This window comes from Halomonas icarae (assembly GCF_009901955.1).
GTDB lineage: Bacteria > Pseudomonadota > Gammaproteobacteria > Pseudomonadales > Halomonadaceae > Halomonas > Halomonas icarae.
Genome location: NZ_WUTS01000001.1, coordinates 2500344 through 2526740 on the forward strand (window position 1 = coordinate 2500344; position 26397 = coordinate 2526740).

26 protein-coding genes are annotated in these 26397 nt (G+C 66.0%); 14 read left to right on the forward strand and 12 right to left on the reverse strand.

Going from position 1 to position 26397, the window contains the following annotated elements; translation table 11 throughout:
* Positions 1 to 45: 45 nt before the first annotated feature.
* Positions 46 to 717 (reverse strand): orotate phosphoribosyltransferase, encoded by a 672-nt coding sequence (gene pyrE / locus GRB80_RS11330; protein ID WP_309663559.1) that lies wholly within the window; start codon positions 715 to 717, stop codon positions 46 to 48.
* A 91-nt stretch (positions 718 to 808) separates the two neighbouring features.
* Between pyrE and GRB80_RS11335 the strand changes: the two genes are divergently transcribed.
* A complete protein-coding gene (locus GRB80_RS11335) occupies positions 809 to 1576 on the forward strand; it encodes an exodeoxyribonuclease III (RefSeq protein ID WP_132044717.1) in 768 nt (255 codons plus the stop codon).
* A 91-nt stretch (positions 1577 to 1667) separates the two neighbouring features.
* On the opposite strand, the gene rph is transcribed toward GRB80_RS11335, so the two are convergent.
* Complete coding sequence (rph, locus tag GRB80_RS11340) at positions 1668 to 2405, reverse strand: ribonuclease PH (RefSeq protein ID WP_161423651.1); 738 nt, start codon at positions 2403 to 2405, stop codon at positions 1668 to 1670.
* A gap of 167 nt (positions 2406 to 2572) precedes the next feature.
* Between rph and GRB80_RS11345 the strand changes: the two genes are divergently transcribed.
* The 7 genes from GRB80_RS11345 (at position 2573) to thpR (ending at position 9252) form a co-directional block, all read left to right on the forward strand.
* Positions 2573 to 3436, forward strand: coding sequence for a YicC/YloC family endoribonuclease (locus GRB80_RS11345; RefSeq protein ID WP_161423652.1), 864 nt, complete (start codon positions 2573 to 2575; stop codon positions 3434 to 3436).
* A gap of 118 nt (positions 3437 to 3554) precedes the next feature.
* Positions 3555 to 4745, forward strand: a complete 1191-nt coding sequence (locus GRB80_RS11350; RefSeq protein ID WP_161423653.1) for an MFS transporter — start codon at positions 3555 to 3557, stop codon at positions 4743 to 4745.
* A 97-nt stretch (positions 4746 to 4842) separates the two neighbouring features.
* On the forward strand, positions 4843 to 5457 hold the full coding sequence (gene gmk / locus GRB80_RS11355; RefSeq protein ID WP_161423654.1) for a guanylate kinase: 615 nt from the start codon (positions 4843 to 4845) through the stop codon (positions 5455 to 5457).
* A gap of 317 nt (positions 5458 to 5774) precedes the next feature.
* Positions 5775 to 6032, forward strand: a complete 258-nt coding sequence (gene rpoZ / locus GRB80_RS11360; RefSeq protein WP_132044707.1) for a DNA-directed RNA polymerase subunit omega — start codon at positions 5775 to 5777, stop codon at positions 6030 to 6032.
* 66 nt (positions 6033 to 6098) lie between these two features.
* Positions 6099 to 8237, forward strand: coding sequence for a RelA/SpoT family protein (locus GRB80_RS11365; RefSeq protein WP_132044705.1), 2139 nt, complete (start codon positions 6099 to 6101; stop codon positions 8235 to 8237).
* An 85-nt stretch (positions 8238 to 8322) separates the two neighbouring features.
* Positions 8323 to 8712 (forward strand): RidA family protein, encoded by a 390-nt coding sequence (locus GRB80_RS11370; RefSeq protein ID WP_161423655.1) that lies wholly within the window; start codon positions 8323 to 8325, stop codon positions 8710 to 8712.
* A gap of 21 nt (positions 8713 to 8733) precedes the next feature.
* Positions 8734 to 9252: an RNA 2',3'-cyclic phosphodiesterase gene (gene thpR / locus GRB80_RS11375; protein WP_161423656.1), complete on the forward strand. Its 519-nt coding sequence runs from the start codon at positions 8734 to 8736 to the stop codon at positions 9250 to 9252.
* Between the two features lie 21 nt (positions 9253 to 9273).
* Here the strand turns inward: thpR and GRB80_RS11380 are convergent, their stop codons facing one another.
* Positions 9274 to 10146, reverse strand: a complete 873-nt coding sequence (locus tag GRB80_RS11380) for an SDR family oxidoreductase (RefSeq protein ID WP_132044699.1) — start codon at positions 10144 to 10146, stop codon at positions 9274 to 9276.
* 67 nt (positions 10147 to 10213) lie between these two features.
* Here GRB80_RS11380 and GRB80_RS11385 point away from each other — a divergent pair, with 67 nt between their 5' ends.
* Positions 10214 to 11134 carry a hydrogen peroxide-inducible genes activator gene (locus GRB80_RS11385; protein WP_132044697.1) on the forward strand — a complete coding sequence of 307 codons (921 nt, stop codon included), beginning with the start codon at positions 10214 to 10216 and terminating at the stop codon, positions 11132 to 11134.
* Positions 11131 to 13224, forward strand: coding sequence for an ATP-dependent DNA helicase RecG (gene recG, locus GRB80_RS11390; RefSeq protein WP_161423657.1), 2094 nt, complete (start codon positions 11131 to 11133; stop codon positions 13222 to 13224). Before GRB80_RS11385 ends, recG begins: the two co-directional genes overlap by 4 nt.
* Positions 13225 to 13323: 99 nt before the next feature.
* Here the strand turns inward: recG and yccS are convergent, their stop codons facing one another.
* From yccS to GRB80_RS11410, 4 genes are all read right to left on the reverse strand, one after another.
* Positions 13324 to 15444, reverse strand: a complete 2121-nt coding sequence (gene yccS / locus GRB80_RS11395) for a YccS family putative transporter (protein WP_161423658.1) — start codon at positions 15442 to 15444, stop codon at positions 13324 to 13326.
* 11 nt (positions 15445 to 15455) lie between these two features.
* A complete protein-coding gene (locus GRB80_RS11400; protein WP_161423659.1) occupies positions 15456 to 15812 on the reverse strand; it encodes a hypothetical protein in 357 nt (118 codons plus the stop codon).
* A 131-nt stretch (positions 15813 to 15943) separates the two neighbouring features.
* Positions 15944 to 16219 carry an HU family DNA-binding protein gene (locus GRB80_RS11405; RefSeq protein WP_132044689.1) on the reverse strand — a complete coding sequence of 92 codons (276 nt, stop codon included), beginning with the start codon at positions 16217 to 16219 and terminating at the stop codon, positions 15944 to 15946.
* Between the two features lie 158 nt (positions 16220 to 16377).
* Positions 16378 to 17538, reverse strand: coding sequence for an FAD-dependent oxidoreductase (locus tag GRB80_RS11410; RefSeq protein ID WP_161423660.1), 1161 nt, complete (start codon positions 17536 to 17538; stop codon positions 16378 to 16380).
* Between the two features lie 76 nt (positions 17539 to 17614).
* Here GRB80_RS11410 and GRB80_RS11415 point away from each other — a divergent pair, with 76 nt between their 5' ends.
* From GRB80_RS11415 to phoR, 4 genes are all read left to right on the forward strand, one after another.
* Positions 17615 to 18163, forward strand: coding sequence for a chorismate--pyruvate lyase family protein (locus tag GRB80_RS11415; protein WP_309663561.1), 549 nt, complete (start codon positions 17615 to 17617; stop codon positions 18161 to 18163).
* A 32-nt stretch (positions 18164 to 18195) separates the two neighbouring features.
* The gene (gene ubiA / locus GRB80_RS11420) at positions 18196 to 19086 is read left to right on the forward strand and encodes a 4-hydroxybenzoate octaprenyltransferase (protein ID WP_161423661.1); all 891 of its coding nucleotides are present in this window, start codon (positions 18196 to 18198) and stop codon (positions 19084 to 19086) included.
* A gap of 91 nt (positions 19087 to 19177) precedes the next feature.
* On the forward strand, positions 19178 to 19867 hold the full coding sequence (gene phoB / locus GRB80_RS11425) for a phosphate regulon transcriptional regulator PhoB (RefSeq protein ID WP_161423662.1): 690 nt from the start codon (positions 19178 to 19180) through the stop codon (positions 19865 to 19867).
* A gap of 1 nt (position 19868) precedes the next feature.
* Complete coding sequence (gene phoR / locus GRB80_RS11430) at positions 19869 to 21173, forward strand: phosphate regulon sensor histidine kinase PhoR (protein WP_161423663.1); 1305 nt, start codon at positions 19869 to 19871, stop codon at positions 21171 to 21173.
* Positions 21174 to 21180: 7 nt separating this feature from the next.
* Here phoR and cysZ read toward each other — a convergent pair whose 3' ends face one another.
* From cysZ to GRB80_RS11455, 5 genes are all read right to left on the reverse strand, one after another.
* Positions 21181 to 21918: a sulfate transporter CysZ gene (cysZ, locus tag GRB80_RS11435; protein ID WP_161423664.1), complete on the reverse strand. Its 738-nt coding sequence runs from the start codon at positions 21916 to 21918 to the stop codon at positions 21181 to 21183.
* A gap of 66 nt (positions 21919 to 21984) precedes the next feature.
* The gene (gene phoU, locus GRB80_RS11440; protein ID WP_161423665.1) at positions 21985 to 22713 is read right to left on the reverse strand and encodes a phosphate signaling complex protein PhoU; all 729 of its coding nucleotides are present in this window, start codon (positions 22711 to 22713) and stop codon (positions 21985 to 21987) included.
* 25 nt (positions 22714 to 22738) lie between these two features.
* Positions 22739 to 23539 (reverse strand): phosphate ABC transporter ATP-binding protein PstB, encoded by an 801-nt coding sequence (pstB, locus tag GRB80_RS11445; protein ID WP_202597214.1) that lies wholly within the window; start codon positions 23537 to 23539, stop codon positions 22739 to 22741.
* Positions 23540 to 23577: 38 nt separating this feature from the next.
* Complete coding sequence (gene pstA, locus GRB80_RS11450) at positions 23578 to 25113, reverse strand: phosphate ABC transporter permease PstA (protein ID WP_161423666.1); 1536 nt, start codon at positions 25111 to 25113, stop codon at positions 23578 to 23580.
* Positions 25110 to 26324 carry an ABC transporter permease subunit gene (locus tag GRB80_RS11455; protein ID WP_161423667.1) on the reverse strand — a complete coding sequence of 405 codons (1215 nt, stop codon included), beginning with the start codon at positions 26322 to 26324 and terminating at the stop codon, positions 25110 to 25112. The genes pstA and GRB80_RS11455 overlap by 4 nt, the downstream gene beginning before the upstream one ends.
* Positions 26325 to 26397: the final 73 nt, after the last annotated feature.

The window sequence follows — 26397 nt, forward strand, 5'->3', positions numbered from 1 at the left end:
TCTTATACGGACCGCAAAAACTGTACACACTATGTACAGCATAGCTTAATCTGCCGACACTCCATAGCGAGCACGATAGTCGCGGATGGCATCAGCGTGGCCACGCAGCGTCTCGCCACTCTGTTCTTCAAGATAGGCCAGCACCATGTCCAGCGTCACGATACTGATCACCGGCATGCCGTAGCGAGCTTCGACCTCCTGAATCGCACTCTTCTCGCCCTGGCCGCGCTCCTGACGGTCCAGGGCGATTACCACACCAGCGGCGTTGGCACCGGCCTGCTCGATCAGCGCCATCACCTCGCCGATGGCGGTGCCGGCAGTGATCACATCGTCGATGATCAGGACACGCCCCGTGAGCTCGGCGCCAACGATACTGCCGCCCTCGCCGTGGGCCTTGGCCTCCTTGCGATTGAAGGCGTAAGGCAGGTCGCGGTCATGGTGATCGGCCAGCGCCACGGCGGCGGTGGCGGCCAGTGGAATGCCCTTATAGGCGGGACCGAAAAGCACATCGAACCGCGGGGCACGCTCGGCGATCGCGTGGGCATAGAAGCGCCCCAGGCGGGCCAGGGCGGCACCGCTGCGGAAAAGACCGGCGTTGAAGAAGTAGGGACTGACACGACCGGACTTGAGGGTGAACTCGCCGAAGCGCAACACGCCCTGCTCGATGGCAAATTCGATGAACTCACGCTGGTAGGGCTGCAGCTGCTGATCCGCCACGGGGCCTCCTATCACATTTATTGGCCTTGGCCATTTACCCATACGTCGAAACGTCGGGTATCATACACGCGCGACGGAAAAGGGACCACGTATGAAAATAGCAACCATCAACGTCAACGGCATCCGCGAAGCGGTCGGTCGCGGGTTTCTCGACTGGCTGGCCAACCAGGACGCCGATGTCGTCTGCGTTCAGAACCTCAAGGCCAAGAGCTTCGAGCTGGATGACAGCATCCTCTATCCGGAAGGCTACGAGGGCTACTTCCTCGACGCCGAGCAGGACGGCTTCTCCGGGGTCGGGCTCTACTGCCGCAAGATTCCGAAGGCGATCATGTACGGACTGGGCTTTCCCCAGTGCGACCATGAGGCACGCTTCCTGCAGGCTGACTATGACCGTTTCAGCATCGCCAGTTTTTTGATGCCCGACGGCAGCGACCCGGCCGCCAAGCAGACCTTCATGGCACAGTACCAGGAGTACCTGAGCAAGATGGCTCGCAAGCGCCGCGAGTACATCATCTGTGGCACCTGGCACATCGCCCACAAGACCATCGACCTGGAGAACTGGGCCGATAACCAGAGTACGCCCGGCTTTACCCCCGAGGAGCGTGCCTGGATGGATCAGGTGTTCGGCCCCACCGGGTTCATCGACACCTTCCGTGAGATCAACCGTGACGCCGGCGAGTACACCTGGTGGCCCAAGCCCGACCAGGAGGTGCCGCGCTCTCGCCAGGAGGGCTGGCGTATCGACTATCAGGTGGTGGGACCCAACTTCCGCCGCCATGTGGTCGACGCCTGGATCGACTACGACGCTACCTTCTCGGAGTACGCGCCGCTGATCGTCGAGTACGACCTGCCGCTCTAGGCGCCTTCCCCCGTCGCCGTTCCGGTCTGTCGGAACGCAGAGTGCCGGCCAGTGATGGCCGGCACTCTGCATTAGCAGGAGGCTTGCAGGATCAGCGCGGAATGCCCAGCGACTCACGCTGGTGATCGAACAGCTGCACGCCGGCATTCTCGGCCAGCTCGAGCATGGCGTTGAGTTCGGCGCGACTGAAGCTGTCCTTTTCGGCGGTGCCCTGTACCTCAATCAGGCTACCCCCTTCGGTCATCACCACATTCATGTCGGTATCGGCACCGCTATCCTCGGGGTAGTCGAGGTCCACCACCGGCACGCCCTTGAAAATGCCCACCGACACCGAACTGACCAGCTGCTTGAAGGGGTCTCCCTTGATCAGCTTGTTGCGTTGCAGGTGACGAATCGCATCGACCAGCGCCACGCAGCCCCCGGTGATGGAAGCGGTACGCGTGCCGCCATCGGCCTGGATCACGTCGCAGTCCACGGTGATGGTGAATTCGCCCAGCTTCTTGAGGTTGACCGCCGCACGCAGCGAACGGCCGATCAGCCGCTGGATCTCCAGGGTGCGGCCGCCCTGCTTGCCGCGGGTCGCCTCGCGTCCACCGCGGGTATGGGTGGCCCGGGGCAGCATGCCGTACTCGGCGGTGACCCAGCCCTGGCCCTTGCCGCGCAGCCAGCGCGGCACGCCAGGCTCGACGCTGGCGTTGCACAGCACCTTGGTATCGCCGAACTCCACCAGCACCGAGCCCTCGGCATGACGGGTGTAGTCGCGGGTCAGGCGGATCTCGCGGGGCTGCTCGGGCGCGCGCCCGCTGGGGCGTCGAAAGTCGTTGGCCATGATACCTCGTGATCGATAGGGGTTGAGAAGACGTTGAGTTGTTTCGGCTGGCCGACATTCTACACGCTTGGCCCGACGCTGCCGGCGAATCGGTTACACTGCGGCCTGTTCTCGAGGCATGACCCGCCTCACCCTTAATCTCACACCAGTCACCCCGGGAGCCCACCATGGTGCACAGCATGACCGCCTTCGCCCGTCAGGAGCACACCGCCGCCTGGGGCAGCCTGCAGCTCGAACTGCGTTCGGTAAACCAGCGCTATCTCGAACCCCACTTCCGCCTGCCGGAGAGTCTTCGTGACCTGGAGCCCGCCTTCCGCGATGCGCTGCGTACCCGCCTGGCGCGAGGCAAGGTCGAGGTCAGCCTGCGTTTCGAGGCCGCCGGTGACGGCGCCGGACTCGCCGTCAATACGGCACGGCTCGTCGAGCTCGAGCGCGCCCTGAGTGAGGTGCGCCAGATGGTGACGGAAGCCACCCCGCCCGACGCCCTGACCCTGCTCGACTATCCCGGCGTGCTGGAAAATCGCGGCCCCGATCCCGAAACGGTCAAGAGCGCCGCCCTGGCACTGTTCGAGCGCGCCCTCGACGACCTGCTCGCCGGCCGCGCCCGGGAGGGGGAGAAGCTCGCCGAGCTGATCCGCGATCGGCTCATCGGCATCGAGTCTCAGGTAGCCGAGGTGCGTGGCCTGATGCCAAAAATCCTCGAGCGCCAGCGTGCTCAGCTGCTCGAGCGCCTGGAGACGGTGATGGCCGAGCTCGACCCCCAGCGCCTGGAGGCGGAGCTCACCCTGCTGGCCCAGAAGGCCGACGTCGACGAGGAGCTCGACCGTCTGGCCACCCATGTCGCCGAGGTGAAGCGCCAGCTCGACCAGAAGGGCCCGGTGGGGCGACGTCTCGACTTCCTGATGCAGGAGCTCAACCGCGAGGCCAATACCCTGTCATCGAAGTCGGTGGTGGCCAGCACCACCCGCTGCGCCGTGGAGCTCAAGGTGTTGATCGAGCAGATTCGCGAGCAGATCCAGAATATCGAGTAGGCGAAGGTCCTTCGCCTCCTAATCGTTCTGCCCTATACTGGTACCTCCCTGACTTTCGTTTCTTTCGCGCGACCCCGGCCGTCTACCGGGGTCGCTCCGCTGCCGTCGTGGAGCCGTCATGTCCGTACCCTCTTCCTCCTCGGCGCGCCATCCGCGCCTGGCCGAGCTCGCGCTGGCCCTCGGCGGCTTCGGCATCGGTACCAGCGAATTCGTGATCATGGGCCTGATGGAGCGGGTGGCCGCCAACCTCGAAGTGGCCACCGCCGATGTCGGCTACGCCATCTCCGCCTATGCCCTGGGCGTGGTGGTGGGCGCGCCGCTGATCTCGGCACTGGCCGCACGCGTGCCTCGTCGCACGCTGCTGATCCTCCTGATGCTGGTATTCGCCCTGGGCAACGTGGCCAGCGCCCTGACCACCACCTTCTGGCCCTTCGTCGCCCTGCGCTTTGTCGCCGGACTGCCCCACGGTGCCTTCTTTGGCGTGGCCGCCCTGGTTGCGGCGGCGGCGGTACCCGTCGATCAACGCGCTCGCGCCATCGGCCGGGTGATGCTGGGGTTGAGCGTTGCCATCGTGATTGGCGCTCCCTTGGCCACCTGGGCCGGCCAGTGGCTGGGGTGGCGCTTCGCCTTCCACGCCGTGGGCGGTGTGGCCCTGGCCACCATGCTGATGATTTGGCTGTTCGTTCCGGTCCAGCCCGGCGATCGTAACGCGAGTCCACGCCGCGAACTCGGCGCCCTGGTCAGTCAGCGGGTCCTCGCTACCCTGGCCGTCGCCGCCATCGGCTTCGGCGGGATGTTCGCGGTATTCAGCTACGTGGTGCCGACCCTGCGCGATCAGGCGGGCATGCCCGAAGCCCTGGGCCCCTGGGTGCTGGCCATCTTCGGCATTGGCGGCATCATCGGCAACCTGGTCGGTGCCAGGCTTGCCGACCGCCACCCCGTCGGTGCAATCCCCTGCATCCTGCTGTGGAGCCTGACGATACAGCTGGGGTTCTATGTCGCCGCCAACCATCTGGTGACGGGGCTGCTGTTCGTTGGCCTGGTGGGGACCGGCATCGCCCTGGGGCCGGCGCTGCAGTCGCGGCTGATGGATGTGGCCGGTGAGGCGCAGACCATGGCGGCCTCCATGAATCATGCCGCCTTCAACGGCGCCAACGCCCTCGGGGCCTGGCTGGGCGGCATCACCGTCAAGACCGGCGCCGCCTGGTCGGCCACCGGGCTGGTGGGTGCCGGCCTGGCGTTGGGCGGCCTGATGATCTTCGTCCTGGGGCGCCAGCTGGAGCGGCGGCGTCCCGCCCCCTCCGGCTAGTCGGATGCAGGCCTCACATGGGTATGCGATACTTCGCCCCCTTCCACTATCGGCCTCATCCCGGTCCCCGGACCACCTATCCAACCCGGAGATGCGCATGTCGCAAGGTACGCTGTTCGTTGTTTCCGCTCCTTCCGGCGCTGGCAAGACCAGCCTGGTGCGCGAACTGGTCGAAAGTCTCGACGGCATCCAGGTATCGATCTCACACACCACACGGGCCCGGCGCGAAGGCGAGGTGGATGGAGTCAACTACCACTTCGTCGAGGTGACCGAGTTCGAGGCGATGATCGAGCGTGGCGAGTTCTTCGAATACGCCCGGGTGTTCGACAACTACTACGGCACCTCGCGGCCCGCGGTACAGGCGGCATTGGCCGCAGGCCAGGACGTGATCCTGGAGATCGACTGGCAAGGTGCCCGCCAGGTCCGCCAGCAGCTCCCCGATGCGGTATCGGTATTTATCCTGCCTCCCTCACGGGAAGAGCTGGAGCGTCGACTCTCCGGACGGGGCACCGATGAACACGCGGTGATCGAACGGCGCATGCGTGACGCGGTGAGCGAGATGTCTCATCACGACGAGTACGACTACCTGGTGATCAATGACGACTTCACCACTGCCCTGGCCGAACTGCGCGCCCTGGTGGTGTCTCATCGCCTGACCCGCCAGCGCGCCGGCGCCACCCATGCCCCCCTGCTGCAGGCGCTTCTTGCCTGAATGCCGCGTGCGTGGCTATCGCAGTTATCAGGTTGATAGTGAAAGACGCCGGGGACAGGTCGGAGAGGGGGTCCGAGGACCAAGGATGGCCGAGGTAGCTTACAAGGAAGTACTCGTAGCGCCCCCTCGAAGGCCTGTCGCCGGAACAGTCTTGAGCGCTGCAGCCATCTGCAATAGCCCTGGGGCCGCGTCTGTGGCGCTTGTCAGCGCTGCCGGGCGTCGAGTAACCTATTGGGTCTACCCATAGCGGACACCCGTCCACGCGCCCACCGCGTGTTTGATGTCGGGGGTCCCGTCAGCTCTTCAGGAAGGCACCCATGGCGCGAGTCACAGTCGAAGATTGTCTGGAAAACGTCGAAAACCGCTTTAAGCTGGTGATGATCTCCACCCACCGCGCCCGCCAGCTGGCCCGCGGCTCCCGCGACGCCCAGCTGCCGTGGGACAACGACAAGCCTACCGTCATGGCCCTGCGCGAGATCGCCGCCGGCCTGGTCGACTCCAGCGTGCTCGACGAGCCCATCGAGGCCCTGGTGCGTCCGCCCCAGCCACAGTACGGTAGCTTCACCGAGGAGTGATCCCCCGACGGTGCCAAGGCGCCGTCCTCCCCTTTCGGACACTCACCCAGGAGTCAGGCGCGACGCATGTTCACCATCGATGACCTGGCCGATCGTCTCGGCGGCTATCTTCCCCAGAGCGAGATCCAACAGGTCAAGCGCGCCTTCTACTATGCCGAGCAGGCCCACGATGGCCAGCGTCGACGCTCCGGCGAAGCCTACGTTACCCACCCGCTGGCGGTCGCCAACATCCTCGCCAACATGCATATGGATCATCAGAGCCTGATGGCGGCCATGCTGCATGATGTGATCGAGGATACCGGCGTCGACAAGGAGGCCCTGGCCCAGCAGTTCGGTGCCCCGGTTGCCGAACTGGTGGATGGCGTCTCCAAGCTGACCCAGATCGCCTTCGAAGACAAGGCGGTGGCCCAGGCGGAGAACTTCCAGAAGATGGTGCTGGCGATGTCCCGGGATATCCGGGTGATCATCGTCAAGCTCGCCGACCGCCTGCACAACATGCGAACCCTCGGTGCCCTGCGTCCCGAGAAGAAACGGCGCATCGCCCGCGAGACCCTGGAGATCTACGCTCGTATCGCCAACCGACTGGGCATCAACACCATCCGCGTGGAACTCGAGGATCTCTCCTTTCACGCCCTGCACCCGATGCGCGCCGAGCGCATCAAGCGCGCCGTCTCCAGCGCCCGGGGACACCGCCGTTCGGCGATTCGCCAGATACAGAGTACCCTTCAGCAGAGCCTCGACGATGGGGGGCTGCCCAGCACGGTGGTCGGACGTCAGAAGCACCTGCTGTCGATCTATCGCAAGATGCGCGATCAGCGCAAGTCGTTCAACGAGATCATGGACGTCTTCGGCTTCCGCATCCTCACCGAGGATGTCGACAGCTGTTACCGCATCCTCGGCTTGGTGCACAACCTCTACAAGCCGGTGCCCGGGCGCTTCAAGGACTATATCGCCATCCCCAAGGCCAACGGCTACCAGAGCCTGCATACCACCCTGTTCGGCGCCGGCGGGATGCCCATCGAGGTGCAGATTCGCACCCGCGAGATGGAGGCCATGGCCAACAACGGTGTCGCCGCCCACTGGCTCTACAAGGCGGGTCAAACCGACCATCCCATCGCCGAAGGCAGTCATGCTCGGGCACGGTCCTGGATCAAGGGGCTGCTCGAGATGCAGCGCCACGCCGGAGATTCGCTGGAGTTTATCGAGCACGTCAAGAACGACCTGTTCCCCGACGATATCTACGTGTTCACGCCCAAGGGCGATATCATGGAGCTCCCACAGGGCGCCACGGTGATCGACTTTGCCTACAGCGTGCACACCGATATCGGCAACAGCACGATTGCCTGTCGCATCGATCGTCACCTGGCCCCGCTCTCGACCCGCTTGGAGAGCGGCCAGACTCTGGAGATCATCACGGCCCCCGGGGCGCGCCCCAACCTCAGCTGGCTCAACTTCGTGATTACCGCCAAGGCTCGTTCGGCAATTCGTCACGCCCTGAAGCACCAGCAGCACACCGAGGCGGTACAGCTTGGCCGCCGCCTGCTCAACAAGGCCCTCGGCGAGTTCGAAACCAGCCTGGAAGAACTGCCCGAAGGCCTGCTGCCTGGTCTGCGGGGAGAGCTGGGGCTGAAGAATGAGGACGCCTTGCTGGAGTCGATCGGTCTTGGCTCGCGAGTGGCCCATGTCATCGCGCGACGCCTGATGGACCTTCAACATGGCGCGTCAACCCTTCACGATAGTGCTCAGCGCACACGCCAGCATGGGCCTATCTTGATCAGCGGCGCCGAGGGCATGATCATCAAGTTCGCTCGCTGCTGCCATCCGCTGCCCGGCGATCCGGTGATGGGTCACATTTCAGTCGGCAAGGGCATCGTGGTGCACCGCGTCGAGTGTCGAAACCTGGCCGAGCTCAAGACCGACCCAGAGAAGCTCTTTCCCCTGGAGTGGGACGAGACCATCGATGAGGATTTTCCGGTGGCACTGCGTCTCGAGGTGCAGAACCATCGCGGGCTGGTCGCCGAACTCGCCGGGATCGTCACCGATGCGGATGCCAATGTTGAACGCATTGGCATCGAGGAGCGCGACGCCCGCCTGGCCACGCTCAACCTGACCCTGGCGGTGCGTGACCGTATCCACCTGGCGCGCATCATCAAGCGACTACGTAACCTTTCACACGTCGAGCGCATCAGCCGTCTCGGCAACTGAACCCTTCCCAAACGGCCCGGTTGCGTCCCCAGGGGCGAGCGGGCCATTTTTGATCGACAACAATCCATCCATGAAGGAGTACAGCATGAGCAACAAGGCCGTGATCAACACCGAGAAAGCTCCCGCCGCTATCGGCCCCTACTCCCAGGCCATCAAGGCCGGCAACACCGTCTACCTCTCCGGTCAGATCCCCCTCGATCCGGCGACCATGGAGCTGGTCTCCGACGACTTCGAGGCTCAGGCCCGCCAGGTCTTCACCAATCTGCGCGCCGTCTGCGAGGAGGCCGCCGGCTCCCTCCAGGATATCGTCAAGCTCAACCTCTACCTGGTCGACCTGGGGCAGTTTGCGGTCGTCAACGCCATGATGGAGGAGTTCTTCGAGAAGCCCTATCCGGCGCGCGCCGCCATCGGCGTCAAGGCGCTGCCCAAGGGCGCGCAGTTCGAGGCGGAAGGGGTGATGATCCTCGGCGACTGATCACTTTCCAGGACGATCCATTTGCGTCTATTTCTGGCTCTTGAGCCGCCCGACGATCTGCGCGAGCGGCTCGCTACGCTGGCTGATCTGGCCCAGACACACTGTGGCGGTCGGCGGGTGCCGGACGCGAGCCTGCACCTGACGCTGGCGTTTCTCGGCGAGGTCGACGAGGCCCGCCTTCCGGCGCTTGTCGAGTGGGTGAGTGGCCAGACCCCGATAGGGGGCGTCTGGCAACTGGATCGCTGGGGCAGCTTCCGGCGGCCTGGCATCGTATGGGTCGGGGGAAGAACGCCCGATCCGGCGCTCGGCGCGCTGCAGGCGGGCCTCTGGGACGGTCTGCAAGCCCTGGGACTGGGCGTACGCCCGGCGCGCTTCGTCCCCCACGTTACCCTGCTGCGACGAGCCGCGTGGACGGCCATCGAATCCCTCGAGGCGCAGACGCCGGTCGCGCTCGACTGGCGGTGGCAACGCCTGACGCTGCTGCGCTCCTACACCGAGCAGGATGGGGCGCGCTACGAGGCCCTGGCCCACTCGGCCTGAGAGAGCCGAAAGGGCCCGCCCTCAGGCCTTCTCGGGCAGGAAACCTCCCTCCCTGAGCACCTGAGCATAGCCCTCGCGGAAGCTGGGATACTGAAACGTATAGCCACTCTCCAGTAGCCGGGTGTTGCTGCAGCGCTTGCTGGCACGGCGACGCAGAGGCGACTGGATGGTCTCGGTAGCCTCCACCTTGAGCTGTTTCGCCAGCCAGGCCATGACATCGTGGAGGGGAGCCGGTTCACTGTCGGTCGCCAGATAAAGTTCATCGACGGCTTCGCCGGCGAGTACCCGACCGACCAGGTGTGCCAGCACACCGGCACAGTCATCGCGATGAATACGATTGGTATACATGGCGGGGCTCGCCGGAGCGATGCGCCCCTCGCTGACCTGGCGAATCAGACGGTCGCGGCCAGGCCCATAGATCCCCGAGAAACGCACCACCGTGCCGGGCAGGTCGTGCGCGAGGAGTGCCCGCTCGGCCTCGCACATCAGCTGGCCGGAGAAACCGGTGGGCTCAGTGGGGCTGGTCTCATCCACGCTCTCGCCATCGCGCTGGGCGTAGACGCTGGTGGAAGAGATAAAGAAAACATGCCGCGGCACCTTCTCGCGTGCACCGAACTCCGCCAGGGTGGCCCGTAGCCCCTCGGGGTAGGCGGCACGATAGGCGGCCTCCTCGAAGCGGTCGGCGCTGGCTACATAGACCAGGATATCCGCGTCCGGCAGGCCAGCCAGGCTGGCGGGATCGGCGAGGTCGGCGGACGCCGCCTCCAGGCCCGCCTCCTTCAGCGATTCGACTCGGCGGCGTACGCCAATCGCGTGCAGACCTTGCGCCTGCAGGCGCTGGCCCAGTGCCGTGCCGATGTCCCCGCAGCCCAGAATCAATGTCGTTGTCTTCACCTTTGCCTCGCCCCCTGATAGAAAGGTCCTATTGGAAATCCACAAGGATGCCCGCTAGGCAACCCTCATGACTCTAACAGAACTCCGCTATATCGTGACACTGGCCCAGGAGCGCCACTTTGGTCGTGCCGCCGAGCGCTGTTTCGTCTCCCAACCGACCCTGTCGGTGGCGGTGAAGAAGCTCGAAGAGGAGCTCGGCATCCCGCTCTTCGAGCGCTCCAAGTCCACGGTGCAGGTCACACCGCTCGGCGAGAGGATCGTCGAACAGGCCCAGCGGGTGCTGGAACAGACCAGCGTGATCAAGGAGCTCGCCACCGCAGGCCGCGACCAGCTGGCAAGCCCGTTGCGCATCGGCGCCATCTACACCATCGGCCCCTACCTCCTTCCTCATCTGGTACCGGAGCTTGCCCGCAGCGCCCCCCAGATGCCGCTGTATATCGAGGAGGGCTTCACCGGTAGCCTGCGCCGCAAGCTGCGCAGCGGGGAGCTGGATGCCATCATCGTGGCACTGCCCTTTACCGAGACCGATGTACTGACCAAGGCACTCTATGAAGAGGAGTTCGAGGTGCTGGTCCCGGCGGACCACGCCTGGGCCCGCCGGGACAGCGTGCACAAGGAGGAGCTACTTAATGAGCGCCTGCTGCTGCTCGGCGAGGGCCACTGCTTCCGTGACCAGATTCTCGAGGCCTGCCCGGCCATCAGCCAGAAGCTCGCAAGCCCCAGCAATACGCTGACCGCCGAGGGGGGGTCGCTGGAAACCATTCGCCATATGGTCGCTTCCAAGCTTGGCATCACGGTGCTGCCCCACTCGGCCATTGGTACCGTCCACTATGAGAGCGGCCTGCTCGAGAGCATACCGTTCGCGGCCCCTGCCCCGGGGCGAACCGTCGCCATCGCCTGGCGCGCCAGCTTCCCCAGGCCCAGGGCGATCGACGCCATCACCGAGGCCGTCGCTCGCTGCCGCCAGGCCGACACCGCCAAGACATGAGCGCCGAAAACTCGCCCCTCGACGCACCCGTCACTTCGCTCAAGGGAGTCGGCGAGGCGCTGGCTCTGAAGCTGTCCCGACTGCGCATCGACAGCGTGGCCGACCTGCTCTTCCACCTGCCGCTGCGCTATCAGGACCGCACCCACATAACCCCCATCGGCACCCTGCGCGCCGGCCATGAAGCGGTGGTCGAGGGCGAGGTGATTGCCGCCGAGGTCGTGCGGGGCCGGCGCCGCAGCCTGCTGGTGCGCCTGCGCGACGGTAGCGGCCTGCTCAGCCTGCGCTTCTTCCACTTCTCGCCGGCGCAGCAGCAGCAGTTCCAGCCCGGTAGCCGGGTGCGCGGCTTCGGTGAGGCGCGTGCCGGTGCCACCGGACTCGAGCTCTACCACCCCGAGTATCGCCTGCTCAAGGCCGATGCGCCGCCGGTGGAAGACCACCTCACCCCGATCTACCCCACTACCGAGGGGTTGCACCAGACCCGCCTGCGCGCCTTGATCGAGCAGGCCCTGGAGCGGCTCGATGACGCACCCGAGGCGCTGCCCGACTGGATCACCGCGGATCTGCGCCAACGCTTCCGGCTGCCCGAGCTGCATCGCTGTCTGCATGTGCTGCACCAGCCACCGCCGGAGATCGACCCCGAACAGCTGGCCGGCGGCCACCACCCGGCAACTCGTCGGTTGGCACTGGAGGAGCTGCTCGCTCACCGCCTCAGCCTGCAGACGGTGCGCCTGCGCATCCAGGAGGATGGTGCCCCCCCCCTGCCCTCGGGCCGTGGGCTGCAGGCCCGCTTCCTGACTCAGCTGCCCTTTTCTCTGACCGCTGCCCAGCGCCGCGTGCTCGACGAGATCGGTTCCGACCTGGCCCGGGAAGTGCCCATGCTGCGGCTGGTGCAGGGCGATGTGGGTTCCGGCAAGACCGTGGTGGCCGCCATGGCGGCCCTGGCCGCCATCGCCGGAGGGTGTCAGGCGGCGATGATGGCACCCACCGAGATCCTGGCAGAGCAGCACTATCGCGCCTTTCGGGCCTGGTTTACCCCACTGGGCATCGACGTCGCCTGGCTGGCCGGCAAGCTCAAGGGCAAGGCACGCCTCGACACCAAGGCGGCGATCCAGGACGGCCGCGCCCAGATGGTGGTGGGCACCCATGCGCTGTTCCAGGGCGATGTGCACTTTCAGCGCCTGGGCCTGGCGATCGTCGACGAGCAGCACCGCTTCGGCGTCCATCAGCGCCTGGCGCTGCGTGAGAAGGGCGAGGCTGGTGGCCTTACCCCACATCAGCTGGTCATGACCGCCACGCCGATCCCGCGCACCCTGGCGATGAGTGCCTATGCCGACCTGGATGCCTCGGTGATCGACGAGCTGCCCCCGGGCCGTACTCCGGTCAGAACCGTGGCGATGCCCGATGAGCGACGTCCCGAGGTCGTCGAGCGCATTCGTCATGCCTGCGCCGAAGGGCGTCAGGCCTACTGGGTCTGCACCCTGATCGAGGAGTCGGAGGTACTGGAGTGCCAGGCCGCCGAGGCGACCCGGGACGAGCTGGTGGAGGCGCTGCCGGAACTCGCCATCGGCCTGGTACACGGCCGCATGAAGGCCTCCGAGAAGGCTACGGTGATGGAAGCCTTCAAGGCCGGGGAGCTGGATCTACTGGTCGCCACTACGGTAATCGAGGTGGGGGTCGATGTACCCAACGCCAGCCTGATGATCATCGAGAACCCCGAGCGCCTGGGCCTCTCACAGCTGCACCAGCTGCGTGGCCGAGTCGGCCGCGGTGCCACCCAGAGCTTCTGCGTGCTGCTCTACCATCCGCCGCTGTCGGCCCACTCCAAGGAGCGTCTGGCGGTAATGCGCGAGACCAGCGACGGCTTTCGCATCGCCGAGAAGGATCTGGAGCTGCGCGGTCCCGGCGAGGTGCTGGGCACCCGCCAGACGGGGCTGGCCCAGATGAAGATCGCCGACCTGGAGCGCGACGCCGACCTCCTCGACCGAGTCGCGCCGCTGGCCGAGGCGCTGATGGCCAGCCACCCCGAGGCCAGCCAGCCGCTGATCCGGCGCTGGCTGGGTGAGGAGGCTGGGCGCTACGGGCAGGTGTAACGCCGTAAGCCAGCATGTCGACCCCCAAGCCTAGCGGCAAGGGGGTTTCTTAAAACTTATAGCTTACAGCTTACCGGCCTCGGCGAAGCGGAGCTCTTACTACCGCTCCGCGAAAAGCGCGGCTCCCGCTTCCCGCAACGGTGTCAGCTGTCGAGCGATCAGCATCAGCTGCGCGCCCAGCAAGGAGCCCGGTTCCCCTTTGGCTGCCTCGAGTGCCTCCCCCGGGGGGATCGGCTCGCGCCGCTCCAGCGCCAGGGCCAGCCCATCCAGCTCGGTGAGAATCGCCTCGGCCAGGGCACTCTCCGCCGGGGTGACTCCCTGGCTCTCGCCGCGATGGGCACCCAGGGCGGACAGGTAGTTGAGCAGGGTATGGGCATGCAGCTGGAAAGGCACTCCCCGCTCGGCATCACGTCGAAAGGGGCCCGGCTCCTGCTGCATATTGGCCAACATGGCGGCGAGCTCCGCATCGGCGTTATGCGCATTACGCCGCGCCAGTCGATAGGTCAGGTCGTCACGCTTGCCCTCGGCGTACTGCGCCACCAGTGCCGCCAGGTAGTCCCGTTCCGAGGCCACGGCGGCGGCGGCCTGGCGATGCAGTCGTCTGCCCTGCCAGTCGGGAAGTATGGTCAGAACCGCCAGCCCGGCAATACCCGCGCCCAGCAGGGTATCCACCAGACGGGGCCAGATCAGCCCGAAGCCGTCGCCCACCTGATTGAAACAGCTCAGCACCATCAGAGTGATGGCCGCCGTGGCCAGGGTGTAGTGACGACCGCGCAGGGCAAAGAAGGCGACCCCGGCGACTACCGCGATTCCCGCCTGGAGCGCCGGCGCCGGAAACAGCGTGATCAGCGCCCACCCCGCCACCAGCCCCAGCACCGTTCCCAGGATGCGCTGCCACAGAAAGCGCCGGGTGGCCCCGAAGCTGGGGCGACAGACAAACAGACTGGTCAACAGTATCCAGTAGCCCTGGGTGGGATGGATCAGATGCAACAGGCCGAAGCCGGCTACCAGGGTGGTAGCTAACCGTACGGCGTGACGAAAGACCGGTGAGCCTGGGGTCAGCTGCGCCTGCAGGCGCTCGATGACCTCCCCCAGACCCTGAGGAGTGCGGTCGTGGAGCACCTTGTCACCGCTCCCCCCGAGCTCCGGGTGACGGGCCCTGGCCAGGGCTCGTGCCAGGGTCGCCAGGTTATCGGCCACGGCCTCCAGGGCGGGCAGCAGCGCCTTGCGCTCGTCGGTCAGCTCCCCGCGCAGATGTACCAGGGAGGCGTCGAGATCGACCAGCGCCTGCTCGCTCGGGGCCAGATCGAAGCTGCGCTTGAGCAGCAGCCCCCGGGCCAGGGTCCGGCACGCCTCGCCCTGTCGGGAGAGTACCCGCTGCATTCGAAACAGCACATCGTGATGAAAGAATGCCTCGGCCAGCTCGGCATAGGGGGAGTGGGAGGAGCTGGCCCGCTCATGGATCTCCTGGGCGATCATGTAGAGCCCCAGATAACGGGCCAGGCGCGGCGATTCGCGCTGCCCCTCCAGGCGACGGAAGAGGCGCTCCTTGGCGTCGTTGAGGGCCGCCACCACAACGCCATTCTGATGCGCCAGGGCCAGGCGCCGGCTCTCCACATCCAGTTCGCGCAAGGGCTCGAACAGCGCCGCCTTGAGGCCGAGGTAACGGGCCAGCTCACGGTAGAGCCGTGCCAGGGCAAGCTGCAGCGGCTGACGCGAGAAGAACGCACACCAAACGACCGAGATCACTCCATACCAGGCGGCACCGACCACCAGCAACGACGGTTCCCGCCACAATTCATCCAGCACCGGGCTGCCGCGTTGCTCGAGGCTGATCAGGGTGTAGATGGCCAGGATCAGGGTGGCGTTGGCGATGGTGGCGTAGCGCTGACCGACGGCGCCGAACATGGTCATGCCGAAGGCGGCCACACCCAGGCTCATGACGAGGAGCCAGGGATGGACGAAGAGCAGCTCCATCGCCAGCGAGGCCAGCGCGAAGCAGACCAGGGTGACCAGCAGGGCGGCCAGCCGCCCGGGCCAGTCGTCATCGGTCTCGGCCAGGGCACAGGCGATGGCCCCCAGGAACAGCGGAATCAGGCTGGCCATATCGCCGCGCCACCAGCACAACAGGGTGATGCCACCCAGGGCAATAAACACCCGCAGGCTGTAGGCGGCGGGCTCTAGGGTCCAGAAGCGCCGCAGGACCAGTGACGGAGACATGGTGAGAGGTGTCAGAGGTGGCGCAGCAACTTCTGCAGGCGCTGCAGGTCGTTGGCATCACCCACCAGGCGCACACGGCCCTCCATCATGCCGTCGAGAAAGACCTGCTGGCTCGGCTTGCGCAGCACCTCAAGCGCGGTGGTGGAATCCTCGAAGCGCAGCTCCAGGTCGAGATCCACCGGCAGGCCGCGACCATGCTCGATACCACGAGGCGACATGCGGTAGTGGCGAGCAATGGCGAGATCCTCGGTGGCCACCCCCCAGTCGAGATGGCCCATCTCGTTGAGGAGCTCGCGGAAGCGCGCCTTGCGACGCAAGGCGCGCTTGAGTAGCCAACCCAGCACCCAGAGCATCAGTTTCAGCTTCATATCATCACCACCGGATCCCTGGAAAATATGGGGGAAAACGCCTGGCACCAGAAAGGAGCCAGGCGTTCGGGGGCACTTTCCCGGAGTTGCACTTCCTGGAGTTGCACTTCCTGGAGTTGTTTATCCTGGAATTACTTGGCCACGGCGTCCTTGAGGCCCTTGCCCGGCTTGAAGGCCACGGTCTTGCTGGCCGGAATGTTCAACGGCTGACCGGTTTGGGGGTTCTTGCCGGTGCGCGCGGCACGCTCGCGCACGACAAAGGTACCGAAGCCGATCAGGGTGACATCCTGCCCCTGGGAGACACTCCCGGTGATCTCGTCGAGAATGACATTGAGCACCTGGCTCGCCTTGTCCTTGGATAGATCGGCACGTTCGGCTATCGCCGCTGCGAGTTCTGGCTTACGCATACAACCCTCCTGGTATTGACACTGGATCCCGACACCTCGGTCGGGAGGTCTATTGTCATGGCAGACGACGCTCGCCGTTCACCTGGCTGTCTCACCGGGCGAAAAGCGAGCGGCGTCGAAAGACAGACTAGGGCAGCCCTGGGGCTACTAACGCCGACCTAGCCTAGCAACGCCGGCGCAGCCCGCGCCAGCTCGACTTTCCGACGCACGCAGCTTCCTGTCAACGCAAATCCGATCAAACGTCCGTCCTCGGCCTCGGCCAGTGCGGTCAAGTCCCAAGCGTTACCCTCGATGCGCCAACGTGCCGGAGGATACGGGGGCGGCAGCGATACCACCGGCAGCAACGGCGTCTTGACCAGCACCGGCCAGGGGCCATAACGCACCGACGTAGGCGTGCCGGCAAGCGTCTTCGCCAACGCCTTGGCGCCGGCCTGCAGCGGCTGCACATACATGGCATTGACACCCTCAACGCAGGCCACATCCCCCAGGGCAAACACACCCGGCGCCGATGTCGCCATCTGGCGATCGGTCTGAATCCCCGCGGGGCTGACCTCGAGCCCCGCCCTCTCGGCCAGGGCCGTGCGGGGCCGCAGCCCCGTCGCCAGCAGCACCAGATCGGCCACCACCGACCCACCTCTGTCGAGATCAACGATGACATCGCTGCCCTGGTCCCCCAGCCCGGCGACGCCGGTGCTTAAGGACAGTCCCATGCCCGACTCTCGAAACGCCTCACCCAGCACCCGGCCCAGCGGCTCGGGGAGCAGCCGCGGCAGTGGTGCGGCTTCCGGCGCGATCAGGGTCACCCGGTGGCCGCCCGCCAGCAGGTCGTTGGCGAACTCGCAACCCACCAGGCCGGCACCGATGATGGCCACTCGGGCAGGGCGACCGAGGGCGCCTATCGCGGCGTGGAAGGCCCGATAATCATCCAGGTCGTTGACCGTCATCACTCGACCGGCCAGGGATTTTGGAATTTCGAAGGGCGTCATGGGCGACGCTCCGGTCGCCAGCACCAGCTCGCCGTAGGCCAGCCGCTCCTCACCGATATGCAGGGTGCGGGAGTCGGTATCGATGGCGTCAACGCGAGTCTGGGTGCGCACCACTGCATTCAGCGACTCTGCCACCGCCAGGGCATCACGAGCCGCCAGCCGCTCGGGTGGCAGCCCCTTGGTGAAGCCGGTGGAGAGCAGCGGCTTGGAGTAGTCATCACCGCTGTCGGCAGTGATCAGGGTCACCGACCGCTCCTTGTCCAGGGCACGCAGCTGGCGCAGCAGGCCAAGGCCCGCCATGCCGCTACCGAGAATGGTCAGGGGGGCACTCATGGGTCTCCTCGTCGAGGATGGGTGGTGGTTGTGCATGGTACACTACCCGTCCCCATGGATGGACAGAGAGTCCGCGGTGTCCGATTCCCGATCCCACGCCAAGCATGGCCCCGTGCGCTGGTTACCCCTGGCCGCCATCCGCCCCGCCATGAGTCCGGCCTGGCGACGGTGGGTAGGCTCGCGGGACTCCTTGACCCTGCGCCTCACCGAAGCGGGTCGTCCGCGCCCCTTTCGGGTCCACCTGATCGACCAGCGCACCGATGCGCTGCGGCGCGACGAGGCACAGGCGTTGGGCCTGCCCACGGGCCGCCAGGCCTGGCAGCGCGAGGTCGCCCTATGCCTGGGCGAAACGCCCTGGGTAGTGGCACGCTCTGTGGCCCCGCTCGAAGGCCTGCCCGCCCACGACCTGGCGCATCTCGGCGAGCGCTCTCTGGGCAGCTGGCTGTTCCGCCAGCCCGACCTCGAGCGCGGCGAGATCGAGGTCACCCGTGACCCGGCAGGCTTCCATGAGGCACACGGGCCCTGGGGGCGCCGTTCGGTATTTCACCACGGCGGTTTCCGCGTGCTGGTGCAGGAGTGGTTCCTCGACGCCATGGCGGATGACCTCGGCCTGCCTTCGCGCTAGGCTTTGCTGTTCCCACCCGCCACGAGGTAGAGATGGATCGCTCTTTGATGCGCCCCACGGGCCTGGCCCGACTCCCCGACTTCCTGCGCCTGACACGTCTCGATCGTCCCATCGGCACCTGGCTACTGATGTGGCCTACCCTGTGGGCGCTGTGGACCGCCGCCGAGGGATTGCCCAGCCGTCGCCTGCTGCTGATCTTCATCGCCGGCGTCTATCTGATGCGTGCCGCCGGCTGCGTGATCAATGACTACGCCGATCGCCATGTGGACGGCTACGTCAAGCGCACCCTCGACCGCCCCCTGGCCACCGGGCGGATCAGCGAGGGAGAGGCCCAGGCGCTGTTTCTGATGCTGGTGGCGGGCGCCTTCGTGCTGGTGCTGTTCACCAACCTGTTCACGGTGCTGCTCTCCATCGGTGGAGTGATACTGGCCTTCATCTACCCCTTCATGAAGCGCTACACCCATCTGCCGCAGCTGTTTCTGGGAGCGGCATTCTCCTGGGCGATCCCCATGGCATACGGCGCGGTGCTGGGCCATGTGCCCGTCGAGGCGTGGCTGCTGTTCGCCGCCAACGTGATGTGGACCATCGCCTACGACACCCAGTACGCCATGGTCGATCGCGACGACGACCTGAAGGTCGGCATCAAGTCCACCGCGGTGCTGTTCGGCAGTGCCGACCGCTTCATGATCGGCCTGCTGCAGATCGTCACGCTGCTGCTGCTGGCCTGGGCCGGCACACGGCTCGCCCTGGGCGGCTTCTTCTGGCTGGGACTGCTCGCCATGGCGGCCACCTTCGTCTGGCAGCACTGGCTGATCCGCGAGCGCGAGCGCGAGTCCTGCTTCCGGGCCTTCCTCAACAACTACTGGTCGGGTCTGCTGGTGTTCGCGGGCATCGCCCTGAGCCTGTGGCCAGGCGTCCAGTAGCTGGGCCTCCGGTGCGGGCCGGCCTGTCACGTCAGTGTCATAATATCGTGATCTACTCGACATCGACCCGTCATTGACCCGAGGCTTCAGGATGACCGCCAAGACCGTACTGATCGTCGATGATGAAGCGCCTATCCGCGAGATGATCGCCATGGCGCTGGAGATGGCCAACTATCGCGTGCTCGAGGCGGACAACGCCCAGACCGCCCATGCCATGATCGTCGACCACCAGCCCGACCTCCTGCTGCTCGACTGGATGATGCCCGGCACCAGCGGCATCGAGCTGGCAAGGCGCCTCAAGCGCGACGAGACCACCGCCGAACTGCCGATCATCATGCTTACCGCCAAGGGCGAGGAGGACAACAAGATCCAGGGGCTCGAGGCCGGCGCCGATGACTATATCACCAAGCCTTTCTCCCCTCGGGAGCTGGTGGCGCGTCTCAAGGCCGTGCTGCGCCGGGCAACGCCCCATGGTGTCGAGGAGGCGGTGGAGGTGGATGGCCTGCGGCTCGATCCGGTCAGCCATCGGGTCAGCGCCGACGGGCAGGAACTGGGCGTGGGTCCTACCGAGTATCGCCTGCTGCAGTTCTTCATGACCCATCAGGAACGCGCCTACACCCGCAGCCAGCTGCTCGATCAGGTGTGGGGCGGCAATGTCTACGTGGAGGAGCGCACCGTCGACGTGCATATCCGTCGCCTGCGCAAGGCGCTAGGCGAGCGTCACCAGCACCTGGTACAGACGGTGCGTGGCACCGGCTACCGGTTCTCCGCCAAGGGCTGACGTGAGGCTCTGGAAGCACGAGCTAGGGCGCCTGCTTCTACTCGCCGGCCTCGGTCTGGCGGTCGGCTGGCCGCTGGGCGAGCAGTGGGCCGGCCTGGCCCTGGGGCTTGCACTGAGCCTTGTCTACCACCTCTATCAGCTGCGTCGTCTTCACCACTGGCTGACCCATGACAGCCAGGCCGAGCCGCCCTCGGCAGCCGGGCTATGGGGTGACCTGATGGACCGCCTCTACCGCTACCAGAAGGTCCAGCGTATCGCCCAGGAGCGGTTGCGCAGTACCCTGGGGCGAATTCAGGAGTCCTCCGAGGCCATGCGCGACAGTGTGGTCATGCTCGACCGCCACGGCGACATGGAGTGGTGGAACAGCGCGGCGTCACGGCTGCTGGGGCTGCAAGCGTCTCATGATCGTGGCCACCATATCACCAACCTGCTGCGCGACCCGCGCTTCGTCGAATACTTCCATGCTCGCGACTACCGCGACCCCCTGACCCTGCCCTCCCCCATCGACGAGCGGACCGTCCTGGAGTTTCAGATCACCCTCTATGGCGATGGCGAGCGGCTGCTGATGGCACGCGACATCACTCGCCTGCATCGCCTCGAGGAGATGCGCCGCGACTTCGTAGCCAATGTCTCCCATGAGCTGCGCACCCCTCTCACCGTGCTGGCCGGCTACCTGGAGACCTACGCCAGCTTCGCCGACCAGCTGCCCCCACGATTCGCCAGGGGGCTCGGCCAGATGCAGGAGCAGACCACCCGCATGCAGAACCTGGTCCAGGACCTGTTGCTGCTCTCGCGGCTGGAGATCGACCGCAGCGGAAGCGACCATGCCCCGCTGGACATGGTCAGATTGCTGGAGAGCGTAAAGCGGGATGCCGAGGCACTATCCGGCGGTCGCCACACCATCCGGGTAGAGCTCAAGGAGCCTCGCGCCCTGGTGGGCAGTGAACAGGAGATTCGCAGCGCCCTCTCCAACCTGGCCTTCAACGCCGTGCGCTACACCCCCGAAGGCAGCCATATCACCCTGAGCTGGCGCCCCGGGCCCGACCATGGCGCCTACCTGGAGGTGGTCGACGACGGCGAAGGCATCGACCCGGTGCATGTACCGCGCCTTACCGAGCGCTTCTATCGGGTCGACAAGGGGCGCAGCACGGCGACCGGCGGAACCGGCCTCGGCCTGGCCATCGTCAAGCACGTGCTGCTGCGCCACGACGCCCGCCTGGAGATCGACTCACGGCCGCGCCAGGGCACCACCTTTCACTGCTGCTTCCCCGCCACCCGGTTGGAGGGAGAAACGAGTGCGACCTGACGCAACCTCAGCGACGGGTCGGCAGGTCGGCGGGCAGGTCACGATAGTGGCCGTCCCACATCAGCACCGCGGCGGCCACCGCCCCGGGTAGCAGGAAGAGGTTGGCCAGCGGGATCCAGGTGATCAGGGTCACCCCGCCCCCATAGGTCATGGTCGGCCACCAGCGCGCCCTGAGGCGACGTCGCATCTCGGCGAAGCTGACCTTGTTGTTGTCCATGGGGTAGTCGAGATAGGTGATCGCCATCATCCACGCCGAGAATAGTGCCCAGAGCAGCGGGGCCACCAGATTGACCACGGGAATCCAGCTGAGCACGAACAGCGCCGCCATGCGCGGCAGAATATAGACCAGCTTGACCAGCTCGCGGCACAGGGCATCCAGTGCGGTTCTCGTCAGGCCCCGGTCATCCAGCGGCTGCCGGCCGGTGGCCTCGATCTCCACCCTTTCGGCCAGAAAGCCGTAGAAGGGCGCGGCGACAAGGTGGGTCACCAGGGTAAAGGTGAAGAACACCACCAGCACCAGGCTGACCACGAACAGCGGCCAGATCAACCACTCCAGCCAGGCGAGCCAGCCCGGTACCAGGCTCATCCAGTGGTCCAGCCAGCTGCCGAAATTGGCCAGCACGAACCACAGCATGGCGACGTAGACCAGCAGGTTCACGGCGATAGGGGCAAACACATAGCGGCGCAGGCCGGCACCGTAGACCAGGCGGGTACCACGGGACAGGGCCGTGAAGGCATCAAGCATTTCAGCGTCTCTTGCAGCGGTCGAGATCAAGGGGCTGCGTTATTGACGACGAAACACCGGCGATGGTCAACCCCTGCGGACAATGGCCTCGGCATTCAGGTCATCTGGCGCGGTATGGCGGATATCCATGCCGTTGACCAGATAGACCACATACTCGGCGAGGTTGTTGGCATGGTCGCCGATGCGCTCCAGGGCACGCAGGATCCACATCAGACTGAGCACCGACGAGATCGAGCGTGCATCCTCCATCATGAAGGTCATCAGCGAGCGCATGGCGCTCTGGTACTCGCTGTCGACCTGCTCATCCTCGTGGACCAGCTTGAGCGCCAGCTCGGTATCGAGCCTGGCAAAGGAGGTCAGCGCATCGCGCACCATGCGTCGCACATGCTCACTGATCATGCGTACCTCCACGAAGCCGCGGCTGCCGTTATCGCCCTCGATCAACTCACAGGAGTTGCGGGCTATCTTGCTCGCCTCGTCGCCGATGCGCTCCAGATCGGAGGCGGCGCGGATCACCGCCAGCACCAGACGCAGGTCGGACGCGGTGGGCTGTCGTCGCGCCAGGACCTGAGTGCACTCCGCATCGATCCTGATCTGCATATCGTTGACCGTGCGATCATTGTCGACCACCCGACGGCCCAGTGCGGAATCCCCCTCGAGCAGGGCCGCCACGGCATCCTGGACCTGTTTCTCGACCAGCCCCCCCATCGCCATCAGCTGGGTCTTGAGCTCCTCGAGCTCCTGATTGAACTGACGGGAAATGTGCTGGCTGTGGATATCGCTGCTGATGTCCATGGGACTCTCCTTGGGGCCGGACCCTTCAGGTCATGCGCCCGGTGATGTAGTTCTCGGTGCGCGCGAGGCGCGGATGGGTGAACAGCGTCTGGGTGGGACCGTACTCCACCAGCTCGCCCTGCTCGAGAAAGGCGGTGAAATCGGAGACCCGTGCCGCCTGCTGCATGTTGTGGGTGACCAGCACCAGGCTGAGGCGCGACTTCAGATTGCCGATCAGCTCCTCGATCTTCAGCGTCGAGATGGGATCCAGGGCAGAGGCCGGTTCGTCGAGCAGCAGCACCTCGGGCTGAACCGCCAGGGTACGGGCGATCACCAGGCGCTGCTGCTGGCCCCCCGAAAGCGCCCAGGCCGAGGTCCGTAGGCGATCCTTCACCTCCTCCCAGAGTGCCGCGGAGCGCAGTGCCCACTCGACGCTATCGTCCATCTGACGCCTGCGCAGCTCCCCCTGCAGGCGCAGACCGAAGGCCACGTTGTCATAGATCGACATCGGGAAGGGGTTGGGCGCCTGGAAGACCATGCCAACCCGGCGCCGCAACTCCGCTACCTCCACTTCGGGGGCGTGGATATCCTGCCCTTCGAGACGAATCTCGCCGCACCGCACCACCTCCTCGTTGAGATCGTGGAGTCGGTTGAAGGCACGCAGCAGGGTCGACTTGCCGCACCCGGATGGGCCGATAAAGGCCGTCACCCGCTGGCGCGGCACGCGCAGGGTGAGATCGCGTAGCGCCGGCTTGTCGCCATACGCAAGGCTCAACCCGTTGATCTCCAGGCAGCTTTCGGAGGCGGCGAAGTCGATGATCGGCCCTCTTGCGGCGGATGACGACATGAAAACGGACACCAGACAGATTCTCCTCGGGGCCACCGCTAGACGCGCGACGGCACCTCATGACGCAGCCTCAGATGATGGCGCAGAAATATTGCAGTCAGGTTAAGCAGCAGGATCACCAGCACCAACAGCAGTGCCGTGGCGAAGGCCAGCGGCATGGCGGCCTGGACATCATCGCCATGGAGGGCGGTATCGTAGATATGGTAGCCAAGATGCATGAACTTGCGTTCAAGATGCAGAAAGGGGAAGTCGCCGTCCACCGGCACCCGGGAGGCCAGCTTGGCGACCCCCACCAGCATCAGGGGCGCCACCTCGCCGGCGGCCCTGGCCACGGCCAGGATCATGCCGGTCAGCATGGCGGGCAGCGTCATCGGCAGCACCACTCGGGTCAGCATCTCCATCCGGGTGGCACCCAGTGCCAGGGCTCCCTCCCGCTGATGGTCGGGCACCCGCGCCAGCCCCTCCTCGGTGGCCACGATCACCACCGGCAGGGTCAGCAGTGCCAGGGTCAGGGAGGCCCACAGCAGGCCGCCGGTGCCGAAGGTAGGGGATGGCAGTCGTTCGCTGAAGAACCACTCGTCCAGGCTCCCGCCGATGCCATGGACGAACAGCCCCAGCCCGAACACCCCGAAGACGATGGAGGGAACCCCCGCCAGGTTACGCACGCCGATGCGCACGATGCGAGTCAGCGCTCCCTGATGGGCCACCTCATTGAGATAGATGGCGGCCAGCACGCCGAAGGGGGTCACCACCAGCGACATCAGCAGCACCATCAACATGGTACCGAAGATCGCCGGCCACACCCCTCCGGCGCTGTTGGCGGCGCGTGGCCCCTCGGAGAGAAAGCGCCACACGCCCTCTCCCCAGGCAACCACTCTGTCGAGCAGCGTCATGGCGTTGGGCCGCCAGGCACGTAGTACCTTCTCCAGAGGCTGCTCGACGCGCCGCCCGTCGGCGCTCTCCACTATCAGGGTAGCGCCGCCCATGGTCGCCTGAAGCTCACGGATTCGCCCATTGGCCGCGGCCAGCGCCGCACGAACCTCGTCGCTGTCGACGGTCTCGAGGCGTCGAACCAGAGGCATCACCACCTCGTCACGCAGACGGTCGCGCTCGTCGCGCAGCCTCTCCAGGGCCCTCAGTCGCGCCTGCAGGGCGGGCCAGGCGGCCTCGCCGACATGGCTCTCTCCCTCCCCTTCGAGCGCCACCAACCGACCGACAAGATCGCCCCAGCGGCTGCGCTCCATCATCACCAGCTCGGCTGGGTAGTCGATCCTGGCGATCTCCCCCAGCTCGACCCAGCGCCAGCGGCCACCCTCCAGATCCCGGTTGGCGGTGAAGTAGAGGCGCTCACGCCTCGTGTCGCCGGGGATCGCCTCCTCACGCACCGCGATGCCGGCGAAGGGCGAGCCGGCGTGAGGCGTCACCACGGCCACCTCGGCGGGCCAGAAATGGCCCAGCCCACGCGTGGCCAGCAGCAACAGCAGAGCCAGCAGCATCAGCAGCGACAGCGCCACACTGCCGGCGGCCAGCCAGGGCCAAGGGCCTTCACCATGGCGGCGCCACGTCCTTCTCATGCTCCCCCCTCCCGGCGCTGATAGCGGCGCCGCAGGCGAGTACGCATCACCTCGGCCAGGGTATTGACCAGAAAGGTAAAGAGAAACAAGACCAGCGCGGCCAGGAACAGCAGCCGGTAGTGGGTACCGCCGACGGCGGCCTCAGACAGCTCGATGGCGATGGTCGCCGACAGCGAGCGTAGCCCCTCCAAGGGGTTCATGGTCATCAGGGCGGTGTTGCCGCTGGCCATCAGCACGATCATGGTCTCGCCCACCGCCCGGCCGGCGCCGATCATCACCGCGCTCAGGATGCCCGGTGAGGCCGCGGGCAGCACCACCCGCCAGAGCGTCTGCCAGCGGGTGGCACCCAGTGCCTGGGCACCCTCGGCGAGGCTGTCGGGCACCCCGTTCAAGGCATCCTCGGCCAGTGCATAGATGCCGGGGATCACGGCAAAGCCCATGGCCACACCGACGATCATGGCATTGCGCGCCGCATAGTCCAGGCCCAGGGTGGCGGCGAGCCAGCCACGCAGATCTCCCCCCAGCAGCGCGGCCTCGAGCCAGGGCGCCAGCCACAGGGTGATGGCTCCCACCATCAGCAGCCAGGGCATCAGCCACACTCCCGCCCAGCCAAGGGTCAGCCGCCTCCCCAGTGGCGCCGGCAACAACCCCCTCACTCCTCCTGCCAGCAGCACCCCGAGAGGCAGGGTCATCACCAGCAGCAAGGTGGCGGTTAAGTGCCGCTCTACCCAGGGCGCCAGCAGCAGGCCGGCGACGAAACCGACCACCACCCCGGGCATGGCCTCCATCAGCTCCAGGGTAGGCTTCAGCCGGGCCCGCAGGCGACGCGGCATGTAGAGCGCCGAATGCACCGCGGCGCCCAGCGCCAGGGGCACCGCAAACAGCAGCGCCCACAGCGCGGCCTTGAGCGTGCCCCAGGCAAGCGGCAGCATGCCGTAATGCGCCGGACTGGCCTCCCCCAGGGGCTCAGGCCGCCAGCGATGCCGGGGTTCGACGGCCCCCTCCACCGGCTGAGGGCGCCACAGCTCATCGGTATCCAGGGCATCCGCCCCCAGAAACAGCGGTATCACCTCCAGCGCCAGAAACACCCCGATGGCCAGTACCGATACCAGCACGCCGATGCCCCCCGCGGTGATCAGCAGGGTCGCCAGGCGGTCGCGAAGGCGGCGACGACGCAGGTGCAGGGAGGGATGCGGGCGAGGGTCGATCATGGCCACTCATCAGGCGCGGAAGACAGGAGCAGGAACACCACTTTACGACAGAACGATGACAGTCGCGTGACAG

Bases quoted from the DNA above. Each gene is read 5' to 3' on its own strand.
- GRB80_RS11335 (WP_132044717.1), top strand. From the start codon at position 809: ATGAAAATAGCAACCATCAACGTCAACGGCATCCGCGAAGCGGTCGGT.
- rph (WP_161423651.1), bottom strand. From the start codon at position 2,405: ATGGCCAACGACTTTCGACGCCCCAGCGGGCGCGCGCCCGAGCAGCCC.
- GRB80_RS11345 (WP_161423652.1), top strand. From the start codon at position 2,573: ATGGTGCACAGCATGACCGCCTTCGCCCGTCAGGAGCACACCGCCGCC.
- GRB80_RS11350 (WP_161423653.1), top strand. From the start codon at position 3,555: ATGTCCGTACCCTCTTCCTCCTCGGCGCGCCATCCGCGCCTGGCCGAG.
- gmk (WP_161423654.1), top strand. From the start codon at position 4,843: ATGTCGCAAGGTACGCTGTTCGTTGTTTCCGCTCCTTCCGGCGCTGGC.
- rpoZ (WP_132044707.1), top strand. From the start codon at position 5,775: ATGGCGCGAGTCACAGTCGAAGATTGTCTGGAAAACGTCGAAAACCGC.
- GRB80_RS11365 (WP_132044705.1), top strand. From the start codon at position 6,099: ATGTTCACCATCGATGACCTGGCCGATCGTCTCGGCGGCTATCTTCCC.
- GRB80_RS11370 (WP_161423655.1), top strand. From the start codon at position 8,323: ATGAGCAACAAGGCCGTGATCAACACCGAGAAAGCTCCCGCCGCTATC.
- GRB80_RS11385 (WP_132044697.1), top strand. From the start codon at position 10,214: ATGACTCTAACAGAACTCCGCTATATCGTGACACTGGCCCAGGAGCGC.
- recG (WP_161423657.1), top strand. From the start codon at position 11,131: ATGAGCGCCGAAAACTCGCCCCTCGACGCACCCGTCACTTCGCTCAAG.
- yccS (WP_161423658.1), bottom strand. From the start codon at position 15,444: ATGTCTCCGTCACTGGTCCTGCGGCGCTTCTGGACCCTAGAGCCCGCC.
- GRB80_RS11400 (WP_161423659.1), bottom strand. From the start codon at position 15,812: ATGAAGCTGAAACTGATGCTCTGGGTGCTGGGTTGGCTACTCAAGCGC.
- GRB80_RS11405 (WP_132044689.1), bottom strand. From the start codon at position 16,219: ATGCGTAAGCCAGAACTCGCAGCGGCGATAGCCGAACGTGCCGATCTA.
- GRB80_RS11410 (WP_161423660.1), bottom strand. From the start codon at position 17,538: ATGAGTGCCCCCCTGACCATTCTCGGTAGCGGCATGGCGGGCCTTGGC.
- ubiA (WP_161423661.1), top strand. From the start codon at position 18,196: ATGGATCGCTCTTTGATGCGCCCCACGGGCCTGGCCCGACTCCCCGAC.
- phoB (WP_161423662.1), top strand. From the start codon at position 19,178: ATGACCGCCAAGACCGTACTGATCGTCGATGATGAAGCGCCTATCCGC.
- cysZ (WP_161423664.1), bottom strand. From the start codon at position 21,918: ATGCTTGATGCCTTCACGGCCCTGTCCCGTGGTACCCGCCTGGTCTAC.
- phoU (WP_161423665.1), bottom strand. From the start codon at position 22,713: ATGGACATCAGCAGCGATATCCACAGCCAGCACATTTCCCGTCAGTTC.
- pstB (WP_202597214.1), bottom strand. From the start codon at position 23,539: ATGTCGTCATCCGCCGCAAGAGGGCCGATCATCGACTTCGCCGCCTCC.
- pstA (WP_161423666.1), bottom strand. From the start codon at position 25,113: ATGAGAAGGACGTGGCGCCGCCATGGTGAAGGCCCTTGGCCCTGGCTG.
- GRB80_RS11455 (WP_161423667.1), bottom strand. From the start codon at position 26,324: ATGATCGACCCTCGCCCGCATCCCTCCCTGCACCTGCGTCGTCGCCGC.